Raw genomic sequence first — 14,349 nt, forward strand, 5'->3', positions numbered from 1 at the left:
GGCCCGGACGCCGAACGAACGGGCGTCCGGGCCGGCGGGCGTCCCGGGCCCATAAGCTGGCCGGATGCTCGAACCCGCCCTGCTGCCGACCCCGCTGGTGGACTGCACCGACGGGGTGTTCGCCCGGGCCGGGGTGGAGCTGCGGCTCAAGCGGGACGACCTGCTGCACCCGACCGTCCCCGGCAACAAGTGGCGCAAGCTGGCCCCGAACCTGGCCGCCGCCGTCGAACAGGGGCACACCCGGCTGCTGACCTTCGGCGGCGCCTACTCGACCCACCTGCGGGCGGTCGCGGCCGCCGCCGGCGCGCTCGGACTGGAGAGCGTCGGGCTGGTGCGCGGCGAGGAGCTGGCCGACCGGCCGCGCAACTGGTCGCTGCGGGCCGCCGAACGCTCCGGGATGCGGCTGGAGTTCCTCACCCGGGCCGCCTACCGGGAGGCCACCGGCCGGGCCCTCGCCGGGGACGGCACCGGCGACGGTACGGAGGTGGAGCGCCGCTGGGGCCGCTGCCTGGTGCTCCCGGAGGGCGGCTCCAACGCCCTGGCCGCGGTCGGCGCGGCCGCGATCGCGGCCGAACTGCCCGACCTGGGCGGGCACGACGTGGTCTGCTGCCCGGTGGGCACCGGCGGCACCCTGGCCGGGATCGCGGCGGGCCTGCCGCCGGGCGCCCGGGCGCTCGGGGTGGCCGTGCTGCGCGGCGGCGAGGGCTACCTGGAGGCGGAGGTCGCCCGGCTGCACCGGGCCGGGTTCGGGCGGGAGTTCGCCAACTGGCGGATCGACCACGCGCACCACGGCGGCGGCTACGGCAAGGTCCCGGCCGAACTCGCCGCCTTCGCCGCGGAGTTCGAACGCCGCCACGGCATCCCGGTGGAACGCCGGTACGTCGCCAAGCTGCTCGCCGCCCTGGCCGACCTGGCCGCGGCGGGTGCCTTCGTGCGCGGCACCCGCCTGACGGCCGTGGTCACCGGCCTGCCGGACCCGGAGTAACCGGGCCCTAGGATCCGAAGGTCAGGTCGGCACAGGGGTCGGTGTCGGCGCCGCGGGTGTTCTCCGCTATGCCGGTCGGGATCCCGCTGGGCGCGGTGGCCGTGGGCGAGGGCGCGGTCACCGAGTTCAGCTGGGTGCCGGCCGCCCGGTAGTCCGCGCCGAGGGTGACGGTGATCGCGCCCGAGCCGGGCTCCTCGACGGTGCGGGCGCCGGGGAAGAGCGCGGCGACCTGGTCGGCGGTGGTCTTGAGCGTCGGGTCGTAGGAGACCTCGGTGTGCTGCTTGCCGGGGTTGTTGGCGCCGAGGGTGACGTTCTGGAAGCCGCGTCCCTTGAGGGTCTCGGCGCCGGAGCCGGCCAGCCCGGCGGTGCCGACGCCGTTGACCACGGTGACCGGGGCGCCGGCCTGTTCGGCGGTGAGCGGCGCGTTCGTCCCGGGGCCCGCGCTCGGCGAGGCGGAGGCGGAGGCAGCGGCGGCGGTGGCCGCGCCGGTGCCGGCGGTGCCCTGCCCGTCCAGGGTGCGGTCCTCGCGCAGCAGCTTCCACAGCGCGTCGGCGTCCGGCTGGACCAGCCGCACCCGCTCCCCGGCGAAGCGCCAGGGGGCGGTGACGAAGGTGACGTCGGAGAGCTTGATGTCCTCCAGCGAGCGGGCGAAGTCCACCAGCTTCATCGCGGTGCCGAGGCCCTCGTCCACGGTGAGCGACTTGGTGGCGGCGTCGGCCAGCGGCAGCAGCGTGGGCAGGGAGAAGCCCTGGGACTGGACCTTCTTGATCATCGAGGAGAGGAAGGCCTGCTGGCGCTTCATCCGGCCTATGTCGGAGTTGTCGCCGATGCCGTGCCGGGTCCGCAGGTAGTCGACCGCGGACTTGCCGGAGAGCTTCTGCATCCCCTTCTTGAGCTGGATGCCGTACTCGTTGACGTCGTTGGGCACGCAGGCGTCCACGCCGCCGATGGCGTCGGTCATCGCGGCGGCGCCCTTGAAGTCGACCACGACGGTGTGGTCGACCCGCAGCCCGGTGAGGTTCTCCACGGTGTTCTGGGTGCAGGCCGGGTTGCCCTTGGCGAGTTCGCCGAGGCTGAACGCCGAGTTGAACATCTGGTCGGTGCGGGGCTTGCTCCAGCTGCCGTTCGCCAGCTTGCAGGACGGGATGGTGACCAGGGTGTCGCGGGGGATCGAGACCCCGACGGCGTGCTTGTGGTCGGCGTAGACGTGCACCAGGATCGCGGTGTCCGAGTTGCCGACGCCCTCGTCGCCGCCGCCCAGCGAGTTGTTGCCGTCGTCGCGGGTGTCCGAGCCGAGCAGCAGGATGTTGACCGGCACCTGGGCGCCGGGGCTGGCCGGCACGGGGGCCGGCGGGCGCTCGGTGGCGACGCCGCCCGCGTCGAAGGTGGTGATGTTGCTGTCCAGCCGGTGGTAGAACCAGGCCCCCGCCCCCACGACCGACAGCACCAGAACGGCGGCCAGGCCGATGGCGGTCCGCAGGTAGCGGCGCCGGCGCGTGCTGCTGCTCATCCCGTGCCCCCCGTCTTCACGTTTCTCGCGTTCGATGTTCGAACGTTAGACGTTCCGGAAGGCCGTTCGGTTACCTCCTGAGTGCGGGCGAATCGGGCAGCAGTGCTGTGATGCTGCTCACGCGCCGGGGTCGGCGGCGCCGGTGAGCATCCGCCGGAGCAGGTCCCGCAGGACGGTGCGCTCCTGCGGGCCGAGCGCGGCGAGCGGCTCGCGGGCGAAGTTGAGCGACTCGCGCAGCTCCTCGGAGGCGGCCGCGCCGGTCTCGGTGGCGGCGACCAGCTTGACCCGGCGGTCCTGCCGGTCGGCCTCCCGGGTGACGAAGCCGCGGGCCTCCAGCCGGTCGACGATGCCGGTGATGTTGGAGGGCTCGCAGCTGAGCGTCTGGGCGATGTGGCGCATCGGCAGCGGGCCGCGCCGCAGCAGCGCGAGCACCTTGGCCTGGGCGCCGGTGAGCGAGCGGGCGGCGGCGGCCTCCTCGTACTCGCGATGGAACAGGGCGACCAGGTTGGCCATCAGGTCGACGACCTCGCGGGTGATCTCGTCGGACTGCGGCGTGGCGACCTCGGTCTGCTGGGTGTCCATGCCCCAGAGTCTACCTGAAAAGTTGACAACATGAACCTTTCATGTCCATCGTTACTTCAGTTACTCAACCTTTTACCTGCCGAAACCCCCCCAAGGAGCACCTCCATGGCAGAGCAGGCCGCCCCCGCGACCGCCCGTGAATGGCACCTCGCCGCCCGCCCCCAGGGCTGGCCGGTGCCCGCCGACTTCGCCCTGGTCGAGGCCCCGGTCCGGACCCCGGGCCCGGGCGAGATCCTGGTCCGCAACACCCACCTCTCGGTCGACCCGTACATGCGCGGCAGGATGAACGACACCAAGTCCTACGTGCCCCCGTTCCAGCTCGGCCAGGCGATGGACGGCGGCGCGGTCGGCTACGTGGTCGCCTCCGAGGCGGAGGGCTTCGCCCCCGGCGACGCCGTGCTGCACGGGCTCGGCTGGCGCGAGTACGCCACCCTGGACGCGAAGCGCGCGGTCAAGGTCGACCCGGCGGCCGGCCCGCTCTCCGCCTACCTCGGCGTGCTCGGCATGCCCGGCCTGACCGCCTACGCCGGACTGCTCGCCGTCGGCGCCCTCAAGGAGGGCGACAAGGTCTTCGTCTCCGGCGCGGCCGGCGCCGTCGGCTCGCTGGTCGGCCAGATCGCCCGGCTCAAGGGCGCCTCGCTGGTGGTCGGCTCGGCCGGCTCGGCGGAGAAGGTCGCCAAGCTGGTGGACGACTTCGGCTTCGACGCGGCCTTCAACTACAAGGACGCCCCGGTCGCCGAGCAGCTCGCCAAGGCCGCCCCGGAGGGCATCGACCTCTACTTCGACAACGTCGGCGGGGACCACCTGGAGGCCGCGATCGGCGCCCTCGGCGTGCACGGCCGCGCGGTGCTCTGCGGCGCGATCGCCCAGTACAACGACACCACCCCGCCCGCCGCCCCGCGCAACCTGGCGATGGCGATCGGCAAGCGGCTGCGCCTGGAGGGCATGCTGGTCGGCGACCACGCCGCCCTGCAGCCGCAGTTCGTGGCCGAGGTGGGCGGCTGGCTGCGCTCCGGCGAGCTGCGCTCCGAGGAGACCGTGGTGGACGGCTTCGACAACGCCGTCGAGGCCTTCCTCGACCTGCTCCGCGGCGTCAACACCGGCAAGATGGTGGTCCGCCTGGACGGCTGACCCTCCGTCAGGGCCCTTGGTCCGGAGTCGAACCCGCCCCGCCGCCCCGACCGGGCGCGCGGGGCGGTTCGCGTGCACGGCGCAGGGGATCCGGCCGCACTACCGCATTCCGGCCGGATCCGAAAGTGCGTCATCCATCGCCCCGCGCCGCGCGGTACGGTGGTCCCGCCCGGCGATGGGGCCGTTCGGGGGAGAGATCCGGCCGAGGGGTAGACCTCGTTGAGGATTCGACTAGCATTGAGCGAAAGCCTGTCCGTTTTGCTCAATTTAGTAGCTTAATGTCGGCTAACGTGGGTAACTGTGGATCAACTGCAGGCACGAGGCAGCTGGGGAAGGCGACCCTCGTCCACAGCCTGGAGGTCCCGGTGACGACACGTGGAGTTCTCTACATCCACTCCGCGCCCCGCGCGCTGTGCCCGCACGTCGAGTGGGCCGTCGCGGGGGTGCTCGGTGTGCGGGTGAGCCTGGACTGGATCCGCCAGCCGGCCGCACCCGGGCACTGGCGTGCCGAGCTCTCCTGGCAGGGGGAGCCCGGCACCGCTTCGAAGCTCGCCTCCGCGCTGCGCGGCTGGCAGCTGATGCGGTACGAGGTGACCAGCGAGCCCTGCGCCACGGCGGAGGGCGAGCGGTACAGCAGCACGCCCACGCTCGGCATCTTCCACGCCGTCACGGGCATCCACGGCGACATCCTGATCCCCGAGGACCGGCTGCGGGCCGTCCTGCTGCGGGCCCGCAGCGAGGGGGCCGACCTGGAGGCCGAGATCTCCCGGCTGCTGGGCAAGCCCTGGGACGACGAGCTGGAGCCGTTCCGCTACGCGGGCGAGGGCGCCCCGGTGCGCTGGCTGCACCAGGTGGTCTGAGCCCGCGGGACGACACGACGGAGGGGCCGGCGCCCGGATCGAGCGCCGGCCCCTCCGTCACGGGCGTCAGCGGGTGCGGAAGGCCAGCACCACGTTGTGGCCGCCGAAGCCGAACGAGTTGTTCAGCGCGGCGATCCGGCCCTCGGGCAGCGGGGTCGCCTCGGTCACGACCTTCGCGTCCACCTCGTCGTCCAGCTCCTCGACGTTGATGGTCGGCGGGGCGATCCGGTGGTGCAGCGCCAGCACGGTGGCGACGGTCTCGATGCCGCCGGCGCCGCCCAGCAGGTGGCCGGTCATCGACTTGGTGGCGGAGACCAGGATGTGGTCGAGGTCCTCGCCCAGCTCCTTGCGGAGCGCCTTGAGCTCGGCGGTGTCGCCCTGCGGGGTCGAGGTGGCGTGCGCGTTGACGTGCACGATCTCGGCCTTGTCCAGCTCGTTGCGGTCGAACAGGTCGGCCAGCGCGCGGGCCACACCGGCACCGGTCGGCTCGGGCTGGGCGATGTGGTGGGCGTCCGAGGACAGGCCCTGGCCGACGGCCTCGCAGTAGATCCGGGCGTTGCGGGCCTCGGCGTGCTCCAGCGACTCCAGCACGACCACGCCGGCGCCCTCGCCCAGCACGAAGCCGTCCCGGGCCTTGTCGTACGGGCGCGAGGCACGCTCGGGCTCGTCGTTGTTCTTGGACATCGCCATCATGTTGGCGAACGCGGCGATCGGCAGCGGGTGGATGGCCGCCTCGGTGCCGCCGGCCACCACGACGTCGGCGCGGCCGCTGCGGATCATCTCGATCGCGTAGCCGATCGCCTCGGCGCCGGAGGCGCAGGCGGAGACGGGGGTGTGCACACCCGCGCGGGCGCCGACCTCCAGGCCGACGTTGGCCGCCGGGGAGTTGGGCATCAGCATCGGGACGGTGTGCGGGGAGACCTTGCGGGCGCCCTTCTCCCGCAGTACGTCGTACTGGTCGAGCAGGGTGGTCACGCCGCCGATGCCGGAGGCGATCACGGCGCCCAGGCGCTCGGGGGCGAGCTTGGAGGACTCGTCGGTGGCCGGGGTCTCGTAGCCGGCGTCGGCCCAGGCCTCGCGGGCGGCGATCAGCGCGAACTGGGCGGAGCGGTCGAGCTTGCGGGCCAGCGGGCGGGGCAGGATCTCGCCCGGCTCGACCGCGGTGCGTGCGGCGATCCGGACCGGCAGGTCCTGGGCCCACTCCTCGGTCAGCGCCGCCACTCCGGAGCGCCCGGCGATCAGGTTCTCCCAGGTGGTGGCGGCGTCGCCGCCCAGCGGCGTGAAGGCGCCGATACCCGTGACGACCACGGTTCGGTTCTCAGCGGTCACTGGTTTCTCTTCTTTCACGTTTCGTGCGGGGTCGGCGGCGAGCCGAAGAAGGGCCCGGCCGGGCGCCCGGTGGGGCGTCCCGGCCGGCGGGTCGGCCTGGCTCTCGGAGCCGGGCCGACGGGTCAGCCGTCCTGGGCGTGCGTCACGCCGGACGGACTGGGCGACTCGTACGAGTCGATCGCTCAGGCGGCGTTGGTGAGGATGTAGTTCACCGCGTCGCCGACGGTCTTCAGGTTCTTGACCTCGTCGTCCGGGATCTTGACGTCGAAGCGCTCCTCGGCGGCCACGACGACCTCGACCATGGACAGCGAGTCGACGTCCAGGTCGTCGGTGAAGGACTTGTCCTCCTGGACGTCCTCGCCCGGGATACCGGCGATCTCGTTGACGATCTCGGCGAGACCTTCCAGGACCTCGTCCTTGGTGTAAGCCATACCGGCTGCTCCTCTTCGGTGTTGAACGTGTCCGACCGTCGGCCGGGCACGGGCTTGTGGATGGGGTGGGGCGAAACGCGCCTAGGGGAGCGTAACGACTGCCGCGGCGTAGACGAGACCCGCCCCGAACCCGATGATCAGCGCGAGGTCGCCGCTGTGGGCCTCGCCGGACTCCAGCATGCGCTCCATCGCCAGCGGGATGGAGGCCGCGGAGGTGTTGCCGGTCTCCGCGATGTCGCGGGCGACCGGCACCGACGCGGGCAGCTTGAGCGCCTTGATCATGGCGTCGGTGATCCGCATGTTGGCCTGGTGCGGGATGAAGGCGCCGAGCTGGTCGGCGGTGATCCCGGCGGCGTCCAGCGCCTGCTGGGCCACCTTGGCCATCTCCCAGACCGCCCAGCGGAACACCGGCTGGCCGTCCATCCGCAGGGCCGGCCACTTGTGGTCCTGCTCCTCGCCCGGGCCGTTGATGGCGTCGGGCTTGGCGAAGGCGGTGTCCCAGGCCTGCGTCTGGCTGATGACGTCGGACTGCGAGCCGTCCGAGCCCCAGATCAGCTTGCCGATGCCCGGCGTGTCGGACGGGCCGACGATCGCGGCACCGGCGCCGTCGCCGAAGATGAAGGCGGTCGAGCGGTCCGACTTGTCGGTCAGGTCGCTGAGCCGCTCGACGCCGATCACCAGCACGTACTCGGCGTTGCCGCCGCGGATCATGCCGTCGGCCAGGCCCAGGCCGTAGCCGAAGCCGGCGCAGGCGGCCGAGATGTCGAAGGCCGGGGCGGTGCCGCAGCCGAGCCGTTCGGCGATCTCGGTGGCGATCGCGGGGGTCTGCTTGAGGTGCGAGACGGTCGCGACGATCACGCCGCCGATCTGCTCGGCGGAGATGCCGGCCTGCGCGACGGCCTTGCCGGCGGCCTGCAGCGACATCTCGGCGACGCTCTCCTCCGGGCCCGCCCAGCGGCGCTCGGCGATCCCGCTCCGGGTGCGGATCCACTCGTCCGAGGAGTCGATCCACTCCAGGACCTCGGAGTTGGGGATGACCCGGACCGGGCGGTAGCCGCCGACCCCGTGGATCCGGGAGTACTGCGCGCCGGTGGCGGGGCGGATCTGGGGCTTGGTCATGCCAGGTCCTCCTGGTCCTGCTGGTCCGGCTGCTCCTGGCCGCTGTGCTCCGCGATGAGCGCACGGGCCTTGTCCAGGTCGGCGGGGGTCTTCAGGGCGAGCGTGGCCACGCCCTTGAGGTTGCGCTTGAGCAGCCCCGTGAGCGTGCCCGCGGGGGACAGCTCGATCACGGCGGTCGCGCCCAGCCGGCCGAGGGTCTCCGTGCAGAGGTCCCAGCGGACCGGGTTGGAGACCTGCGACACCAGGCGGGCCAGCACCTCGGCGCCGGAGTCGACGACCCCGCCGTCCCTGTTGGACACGTAGGTGACCTGCGGGTCGGCCACGGCCAGGCTCGGGGCCAGCGCGGCGAGCCGCTCGACACCGGGGGCCATGTGCTCGGTGTGGAACGCACCGGCCACCTTGAGCGCGATCAGCTTGGCGCCGGCCGGCGGGTCGGCCTTGAGGGCCTCCAGCTGGACCAGCGTGCCGGCCGCGACGATCTGGCCGCCGCCGTTGTTGTTGGCCGCGGTCAGGCCGTGCTCGGCCAGCTTCGCCGCGACGACCTCGGGGTCGCCGCCGAGCACGGCGGTCATGCCGGTCTCGGTGACGGTGGCGGCCTCGGCCATGGCCAGGCCGCGCTCACGGACGAAGGTCAGCGCCTCGGCCGCGCCGAACACGCCGGCGAGGGCGGCGGCGGTGATCTCACCGACGCTGTGGCCGGCGACGGCGCCGGTCAGCTTGCGGGCGACGTCCTCGTCCGGGAACAGCGCGCGGGCGGTCACCAGACCGGCCGCGACCAGCAGCGGCTGGGCGACGGCCGTGTCCTTGATCTCCTCGGCGGAGGCCTCCGTCCCGGCGTGCACCAGGTCGAGCCCGGCGGGCTCCGACCAACGGCGCAGGCGGTCGGCGACACCGTCCAGCTCCAGCCAGGGGCTGAGGAAACCGGGGGACTGGGCACCCTGTCCAGGGGCGACGATTACGAGCACGGTTCAACCCTCTCTCGCCAGGCGCCCGGGGGCGGGTAGGCGACGGTAACGAAGAAAACCATCCGGGATTGTATGGTCCCTACACCCCGGCTCAACCGGGCTCCCCGGCGGCGGTGAGCCGGCCGAGGGCCAGTGCGATCCGCAGGGTGAACGCCGAACGTACGTCGGAGGGGGCGTACCCCGTGACGTCGGTCACACGTCGTAGCCGGTAGCGCACCGTGTTGGGGTGCACGAAGAGCATTCGGGCCGCGCCCTCCAGGGAGGACGCCTGCTCCAGGTAGACGCTCAGCGTCTCCAGCAGGGCGGAGCCGGCCTCGTCCAGCGGTGTGTAGATCTCCTCCACCAACTGGCGGCGGGCGGCCTGGTCCCCGGCGAGCGCCCGTTCGGGCAGCAGGTCGTCGGCGAGCACCGGGCGCGGGGCGTCCGGCCAGGCGGCGCAGGCGCGCAGTCCGGACGCGGCGGCGTGCGCCGAGCGGGTCGCCGAGAGCAGGTCCGGCACGGTCGGGCCGATCACCACCGGGCCCGGCGCGAACTGGCCGATCAGCGCCCGGGCGGCGTGCACCGGCTCCTTCTCGCCGCCGACCACGACCACCAGGCGCTTGCCCAGCACCCCGGTCAGCACGTTCAGCTTGGCGTACCGGGCGGCCCGGCGGATCGCCTCGACCACCAGCTCGCTGTCGCCGTCCGGCGCGCTGCCCATCACCACCCGGACCTGGCTGGGCTGCCCCCAGCCCAGGGCGGCCGCCCGGGACAGCACGCCCTCGTCGGCGTCGCCGGACAGCAGGGAGTTCACCACCAGCGCCTCCAGCCGGGCGTCCCAGGCGCCGCGCGCCTCGGCCGCCTGGGCGTACACCTGGGCGGTGGCGAAGGCGATCTCCCGGGCGTAGACCAGCACGGACTCGCGCATGTCCGCCTCGTCGCCGGGGGCGGCCACCTCCTCGATGGCCTCCTCCATCACCTCGATCGTGGTGCGGATCAGCTCCACGGTCTGGCGCAGCGTGATCGCCCTGGTCAGCTCGCGCGGGGCGGTGCCGAAGACGTCGGTGGAGATCGCCCGGGCGGCCTCCGGGTGGCGGTACCACTCGGTGAAGGCGGCGATGCCCGCCTGGGCGACCAGGCCGATCCAGGAGCGGTGCTCCGGCGGCATCCGCCGGTACCAGCCGAGCTGGTCGTCCATCCGCGAGATCGCGGCGGTGGCCAGCTTCCCCGAGGACTTCTCCAGCCGCTTGAGCGTCGCGGCCCGGCGCTCGGCCCGCTCGGCGGCGTTCCGGCGCTCCTGGGCGGTCAGACGGGGGGCGGGGCGGCCGGGGCGGTCGCGGGCGGTCCGGGGAGCCGGGCTCTTCCCGGTGGGTTCGGCGGGCGGCGTGGGTTCGCTCTTGGAGTTCGCGGAAGCGGCTGGCACAAGGACAAGACTGCCTCACGCGAGTGACTGCTCGTGCACACCCCCCGGTGCGGGGGCACGGTGGTGCCGCTCACGGCCCCGGGGCGCGGGGCGCGTCCGCGCCCCGGCGCGCGCCGTCCGGAGCAGTACGGTGAGGGGCGTGACCGACGACGCCGCCCGCCCCCGCGCCGACCAGCGCCGCACCGCCGAGCGCTACCGCTCCACCCCCGCCGAGGGCATCGAGACCCGACACGCGTTCTCCTTCTCCGGCCACTACGACCCGAAGAACACCCACTTCGGCGCGCTGCTCGCGTGCAACGAGGAACTCCTGGCGCCCGGCGCCGGGTTCGAGGAGCACAAGCACCGGGACACCGAGATCCTCACCTGGGTGCTGGAGGGCGCGCTGGCCCACCGGGACTCGCACGGCCACGGCGGGGTGGTGCGCCCGGGCATGGTCCAGCACCTCAGCGCCGGCTCCGGGGTCACCCACACCGAGCGCAACGTCGGCGGCGCCACCGGGCCGGTGCGCTTCGTCCAGATGTGGCTGCAGCCGGACGAGTTCGACGCCGCCCCCGCGTACGGGCTGCGCAAGGTGGAGCGGGCGGACGGCGGGTTGACGCTGCTGGCCTCCGGCCTGGAACGCGACGCCGGGACGGACGCCCTGCGGCTGCGCCGCCGCGACGCCGCGCTCTGGCTGGCCACCGCCGGCCCCTGGCAGCCGCTGCCCGAACTGCCCGCCGCGCCCTGGCGGTACGCCCACCTGACGGCCGGCTCCCTGGGCTACCGGACCGTGCCCGGGCCCAAGGGCGCCGGGCGGTCGATGGCGCCCGGCGACAGCGTGCGGGTCACCGGCGAGGCCTTCACCGACCCGGCGGCCGGGGAGACCGGCGCCGAACTCCTGCTCTGGGAGATGCACTCGCCGGTCTCGTACGGCTGAGGTCAGCCCCGCAGTTCGCCGAGGACGGCGTCGGACAGCGGCGGCCAGGCCTCCACGGCCCAGGGGCCGAAGTCCCGGTCGGTGAGCGCGACGCAGGCCGCGCCGGCCCGCGGGTCGACCCAGAGGAAGGTGCCGGACTGGCCGAAGTGGCCGAAGGTCTCGGGGGAGTTGGCGGTGCCGGTCCAGTGCGGGCTCTTGCCGTCGCGGATCTCGAAGCCGAGGCCCCAGTCGTTCGGGCGGCGGTGCCCGTAGCCGGGCAGCACGCCGCTGGTGCCGGGGAAGGCGACCTCGTGGGTGGCCCGCCGGACGGTGGACGGGTCCAGCAGCTTCGGGGACTGCAGCTCGGCGGCGAACCGCGCCAGGTCGGCCACCGTGGACAGGCCGCCGGCGCCGGCCGGGGACTTGCTCGCGGTGTTGATCAGGGTGTCGTGCATGCCCAGCGGCTCGAACAGCGCCTCGGCGACGTACCGGTGGAACGCGATCCCGGCGGCCTCGGCCAGGGTGGCCGCCAGCACGTCGAAACCGGCGTTGGAGTAGAGCCGGCGCTTGCCGGGCTCGGAGAACAGCCGGTCCTCGTCGAAGCCGAGGCCCGAGGTGTGGGCGAGCAGGTGGCGGACGGTGGAGCCGGGCGGGCCGGCCGGGTCGTCCAGCTCGAACACGCCCTCCTCCAGGGCGACCAGGGCCGCGTAGGAGGTGAGCAGCTTGGTCACCGAGGCCAGCGGGAAGAGGTGCTGCTGCGGGCCGTGGGCGCCCAGCACCGCGCCGTCCGACCCCCGGACCACCGCGGCGGCGGCGTGGGGCACGGGCCAGTTGTCGATCATCCGCAAGCTCTCCATGCGGTCGACTCTAATGTGCGGTCCGGTCGGGTGGCGGGGGCACCCGGGTGGGTGGCTTGCTTGGAGTGCACTCCAACTCGGTAGCGTCGTCGGCACAGGACAGGGGGAATCGATCATGGCCACACCCGTACGGGCCCGGGCCGGTCTGCGCAGCTGCGCCGAGGTCTTCAACGGCCAGGACAGTGAGCCGGACCGGACCCCGCGGCACACCATCAGCGAGGTCGCCGCCGTCAGCGGGCTGACCGCCCACACGCTCCGCTGGTACGAGCGGATCGGCCTGCTCGACCCGGTCGACCGCGCGGCCGGCGGCCAGCGCCGCTACTGCGACGGCGACCTGCGCCGGCTGGCCTTCCTGGGCCGGCTGCGGCTGACCGGGATGTCGGTGGCGGACATGCTCAGGTACGTCGACATGGCCCGCCGCGGCGACGAGACCTACGTCGAGCGCCGGGAGCTGCTGGAGACCCAGCGCGAGGAGGTCCGGCAGCGGATCGTCGACCTCCAGGCCACCCTGGCCGTCCTCGACCACAAGATCGATCTCTATGCCGGGAGGATCGCCGACAGTGCCGGCGCCCCCGTCCGAAGCCAGCACCACCGAGTAGAGGAAGAGCAGAGCGCATGACTCACCCCGTCCTCCCCACCGCACCCCTCGGCACCGACGGCCCGCTGGTGGGCGTCCAGGGCCTCGGCTGCATGGGCATGAGCGAGTTCTACGGCCCGACCGACTCCGACGAGGCGCGCGCCACCCTGGACGCCGCGCTGGAGGCCGGCGTCACCCTGTTCGACACCGCGGACATGTACGGCCACGGCCGCAACGAGGAGTTCCTCGCCCCGTTCGTCCGCGCCAACCGCGACCGGGTGGTCATCGCCACCAAGTTCGCCATCGACCGCAGCGAGGAGGACCCGAGCCGCCGGGCCATCCGCAACGACCCGGAGTACATCCGCACCGCGGTGGAGGGCTCGCTGCGCCGCCTCGGCGTGGAGACGATCGACCTGTACTACATGCACCGCCGTGACCCGGCCGTGCCGCTGGCCGACTCGGTCGGCGCGATGGCCGAGCTGGTGAAGGCCGGCAAGGTGCGGCGGCTGGGGCTGTCCGAGGTGACCGGGGCCGAGCTGCGCGAGGCGCACGCCGTCCACCCGATCGCCGCGGTGCAGTCCGAGTGGTCGGTGTTCGCCCGGGACGTCGAGCGCTCCGCGGTGCCGGCCGCGGCCGAGCTGGGCGTCGCCTTCGTGCCGTACTCGCCGCTCGGGCGGGGCTTCCTGACCGGCGCCTTCCAGGACGCGGCGACCCTCACGGCGGGCGACTTCCGCCGCAGCAGCCCGCGCTACACCGGGGAGAACGCCGTCGCCAACGGCGAACTGCTCACCCCGCTGCGGGAGATCGCCGCCGCCCACGACGCGACGCTCGCCCAGGTCGCGCTGGCCTGGGTCCAGCAGCGGGCCCAGGTGCACGGGCTGACCGTGGTGCCGATCCCCGGCACCCGCAAGCGCAGCCGGCTCGCCGAGAACACCGGCGCGGTCGCCCTGCGGCTGAGCACGGAGGAGCTGGCGCTGCTGGAGCCGCTGGCCGGCCGGGTGGCGGGCGAGCGCTACGCGGACATGAGCAACACCTCGGTCGGGCGCGAGTAGTCGAGTGGTACAGCCGTGCGGGGCCGGGGGGTCGTCGACCTCCCCGGCCCCGCACGGGGTTGTGCGGCCTCAGGCCTTGCGGCCCGTCCAGGCGGCCAGCCGGGCGTGCACGTCGGCGTCCTCGGCGACCGGCAGTACCGCGCCGAACGGGACCCCCTCGACCCGGCCCTCGGGCGGCAGGACCAGCTCGGCGACGGCCAGCGCGGTGCGGGCCAGCCCCTCGTCCAGGGCGAAGCCGTTGCCGAGGGCGGTGGCGATGTCCCAGGAGTGGGTCACCGTCTCCATCACGTAGCCGCCGACCACCATCCCGCCGGGCACCTCGCCCCAGGGTGCGGAGGTCGGGCGGCCCAGCTTGGCGTCGTCCGCCCAGGCGGCGGTGGCGCGGGCGGCGGCCCGGGCGAGCGCGGCCGGCCAGCCGTCGTCCGCCGGGTCCTCGATGCCGGGCAGGATGTCCGCGGCCAGGCCGCCCTCGCCCATGTAGGCGAACCGGTGGATGCCGCCGACCACGTGGTTCAGCAGCTGACGCAGCGTGTACTCGTCGCACGGGGTGGGCCGGTCGAGGTCGGCAGGGGTGACGGCGGCGACCAGCTGCGCCAACTGGCCGAGGGCGGCGAGGTACTGGGGGCGGGCGTCCTGGACGGCGTTCATCTGCGG

Annotated in this window: 15 protein-coding genes; 6 read left to right on the plus strand and 9 right to left on the minus strand. The window is 73.7% G+C overall.

The window, feature by feature from the left end:
• The first annotated feature begins 64 nt into the window (after positions 1–64).
• A complete protein-coding gene (locus tag ACFC1T_RS13770; RefSeq protein WP_375887711.1) occupies positions 65–985 on the plus strand; it encodes a 1-aminocyclopropane-1-carboxylate deaminase/D-cysteine desulfhydrase in 921 nt (306 codons plus the stop codon).
• Positions 986–992: 7 nt separating this feature from the next.
• Here the strand turns inward: ACFC1T_RS13770 and ACFC1T_RS13775 are convergent, their stop codons facing one another.
• Positions 993–2,495: an LCP family protein gene (locus ACFC1T_RS13775; RefSeq protein ID WP_375887713.1), complete on the minus strand. Its 1,503-nt coding sequence runs from the start codon at positions 2,493–2,495 to the stop codon at positions 993–995.
• A gap of 117 nt (positions 2,496–2,612) precedes the next feature.
• A complete protein-coding gene (locus ACFC1T_RS13780; RefSeq protein ID WP_375887716.1) occupies positions 2,613–3,077 on the minus strand; it encodes a MarR family winged helix-turn-helix transcriptional regulator in 465 nt (154 codons plus the stop codon).
• Positions 3,078–3,182: 105 nt separating this feature from the next.
• On the opposite strand from ACFC1T_RS13780, the gene ACFC1T_RS13785 reads away from it, so the two are divergent.
• On the plus strand, positions 3,183–4,208 hold the full coding sequence (locus tag ACFC1T_RS13785) for an NADP-dependent oxidoreductase (protein ID WP_375887719.1): 1,026 nt from the start codon (positions 3,183–3,185) through the stop codon (positions 4,206–4,208).
• A 365-nt stretch (positions 4,209–4,573) separates the two neighbouring features.
• Positions 4,574–5,068 (plus strand): DUF3145 domain-containing protein, encoded by a 495-nt coding sequence (locus tag ACFC1T_RS13790; RefSeq protein ID WP_270147090.1) that lies wholly within the window; start codon positions 4,574–4,576, stop codon positions 5,066–5,068.
• A 66-nt stretch (positions 5,069–5,134) separates the two neighbouring features.
• On the opposite strand, the gene fabF is transcribed toward ACFC1T_RS13790, so the two are convergent.
• The 5 genes from fabF to ACFC1T_RS13815 form a co-directional block, all read right to left on the minus strand.
• Complete coding sequence (gene fabF, locus ACFC1T_RS13795) at positions 5,135–6,397, minus strand: beta-ketoacyl-ACP synthase II (RefSeq protein WP_375887723.1); 1,263 nt, start codon at positions 6,395–6,397, stop codon at positions 5,135–5,137.
• A gap of 182 nt (positions 6,398–6,579) precedes the next feature.
• Positions 6,580–6,828 carry an acyl carrier protein gene (locus ACFC1T_RS13800; protein ID WP_375887726.1) on the minus strand — a complete coding sequence of 83 codons (249 nt, stop codon included), beginning with the start codon at positions 6,826–6,828 and terminating at the stop codon, positions 6,580–6,582.
• Positions 6,829–6,909: 81 nt separating this feature from the next.
• Positions 6,910–7,947, minus strand: coding sequence for a beta-ketoacyl-ACP synthase III (locus ACFC1T_RS13805; RefSeq protein ID WP_375887728.1), 1,038 nt, complete (start codon positions 7,945–7,947; stop codon positions 6,910–6,912).
• Positions 7,944–8,912 (minus strand): ACP S-malonyltransferase, encoded by a 969-nt coding sequence (locus ACFC1T_RS13810; RefSeq protein WP_375887730.1) that lies wholly within the window; start codon positions 8,910–8,912, stop codon positions 7,944–7,946. Before ACFC1T_RS13810 ends, ACFC1T_RS13805 begins: the two co-directional genes overlap by 4 nt.
• 91 nt (positions 8,913–9,003) lie before the next feature.
• Positions 9,004–10,200 (minus strand): PucR family transcriptional regulator, encoded by a 1,197-nt coding sequence (locus ACFC1T_RS13815; protein WP_375888120.1) that lies wholly within the window; start codon positions 10,198–10,200, stop codon positions 9,004–9,006.
• Between the two features lie 253 nt (positions 10,201–10,453).
• Between ACFC1T_RS13815 and ACFC1T_RS13820 the strand changes: the two genes are divergently transcribed.
• A complete protein-coding gene (locus ACFC1T_RS13820; protein WP_375887733.1) occupies positions 10,454–11,230 on the plus strand; it encodes a pirin family protein in 777 nt (258 codons plus the stop codon).
• 2 nt (positions 11,231–11,232) lie between these two features.
• Here the strand turns inward: ACFC1T_RS13820 and ACFC1T_RS13825 are convergent, their stop codons facing one another.
• Positions 11,233–12,066: a serine hydrolase domain-containing protein gene (locus tag ACFC1T_RS13825; protein ID WP_375887735.1), complete on the minus strand. Its 834-nt coding sequence runs from the start codon at positions 12,064–12,066 to the stop codon at positions 11,233–11,235.
• 115 nt (positions 12,067–12,181) lie between these two features.
• Here ACFC1T_RS13825 and ACFC1T_RS13830 point away from each other — a divergent pair, with 115 nt between their 5' ends.
• The gene (locus tag ACFC1T_RS13830) at positions 12,182–12,685 is read left to right on the plus strand and encodes a MerR family transcriptional regulator (protein ID WP_375887738.1); all 504 of its coding nucleotides are present in this window, start codon (positions 12,182–12,184) and stop codon (positions 12,683–12,685) included.
• Entirely contained in the window at positions 12,682–13,695 is a 1,014-nt protein-coding gene (locus ACFC1T_RS13835; RefSeq protein WP_375887741.1) for an aldo/keto reductase, read from the plus strand. Before ACFC1T_RS13830 ends, ACFC1T_RS13835 begins: the two co-directional genes overlap by 4 nt.
• 69 nt (positions 13,696–13,764) lie before the next feature.
• Here ACFC1T_RS13835 and ACFC1T_RS13840 read toward each other — a convergent pair whose 3' ends face one another.
• The gene (locus ACFC1T_RS13840; protein WP_375887744.1) at positions 13,765–14,343 is read right to left on the minus strand and encodes a TIGR03086 family metal-binding protein; all 579 of its coding nucleotides are present in this window, start codon (positions 14,341–14,343) and stop codon (positions 13,765–13,767) included.
• Positions 14,344–14,349 lie beyond the last annotated feature (6 nt).

The sequence above is a fragment of the Kitasatospora sp. NPDC056076 genome (genome assembly GCF_042266305.1).
Lineage (GTDB): Bacteria > Actinomycetota > Actinomycetes > Streptomycetales > Streptomycetaceae > Kitasatospora.

Bases quoted from the DNA above. Each gene is read 5' to 3' on its own strand.
- ACFC1T_RS13835 (WP_375887741.1), top strand. From the start codon at position 12,682: ATGACTCACCCCGTCCTCCCCACCGCACCCCTCGGCACCGACGGCCCG.
- ACFC1T_RS13785 (WP_375887719.1), top strand. From the start codon at position 3,183: ATGGCAGAGCAGGCCGCCCCCGCGACCGCCCGTGAATGGCACCTCGCC.
- ACFC1T_RS13840 (WP_375887744.1), bottom strand. From the start codon at position 14,343: ATGAACGCCGTCCAGGACGCCCGCCCCCAGTACCTCGCCGCCCTCGGC.
- ACFC1T_RS13825 (WP_375887735.1), bottom strand. From the start codon at position 12,066: ATGGAGAGCTTGCGGATGATCGACAACTGGCCCGTGCCCCACGCCGCC.
- ACFC1T_RS13800 (WP_375887726.1), bottom strand. From the start codon at position 6,828: ATGGCTTACACCAAGGACGAGGTCCTGGAAGGTCTCGCCGAGATCGTC.
- ACFC1T_RS13780 (WP_375887716.1), bottom strand. From the start codon at position 3,077: ATGGACACCCAGCAGACCGAGGTCGCCACGCCGCAGTCCGACGAGATC.
- ACFC1T_RS13775 (WP_375887713.1), bottom strand. From the start codon at position 2,495: ATGAGCAGCAGCACGCGCCGGCGCCGCTACCTGCGGACCGCCATCGGC.
- ACFC1T_RS13805 (WP_375887728.1), bottom strand. From the start codon at position 7,947: ATGACCAAGCCCCAGATCCGCCCCGCCACCGGCGCGCAGTACTCCCGG.
- ACFC1T_RS13830 (WP_375887738.1), top strand. From the start codon at position 12,182: ATGGCCACACCCGTACGGGCCCGGGCCGGTCTGCGCAGCTGCGCCGAG.
- ACFC1T_RS13770 (WP_375887711.1), top strand. From the start codon at position 65: ATGCTCGAACCCGCCCTGCTGCCGACCCCGCTGGTGGACTGCACCGAC.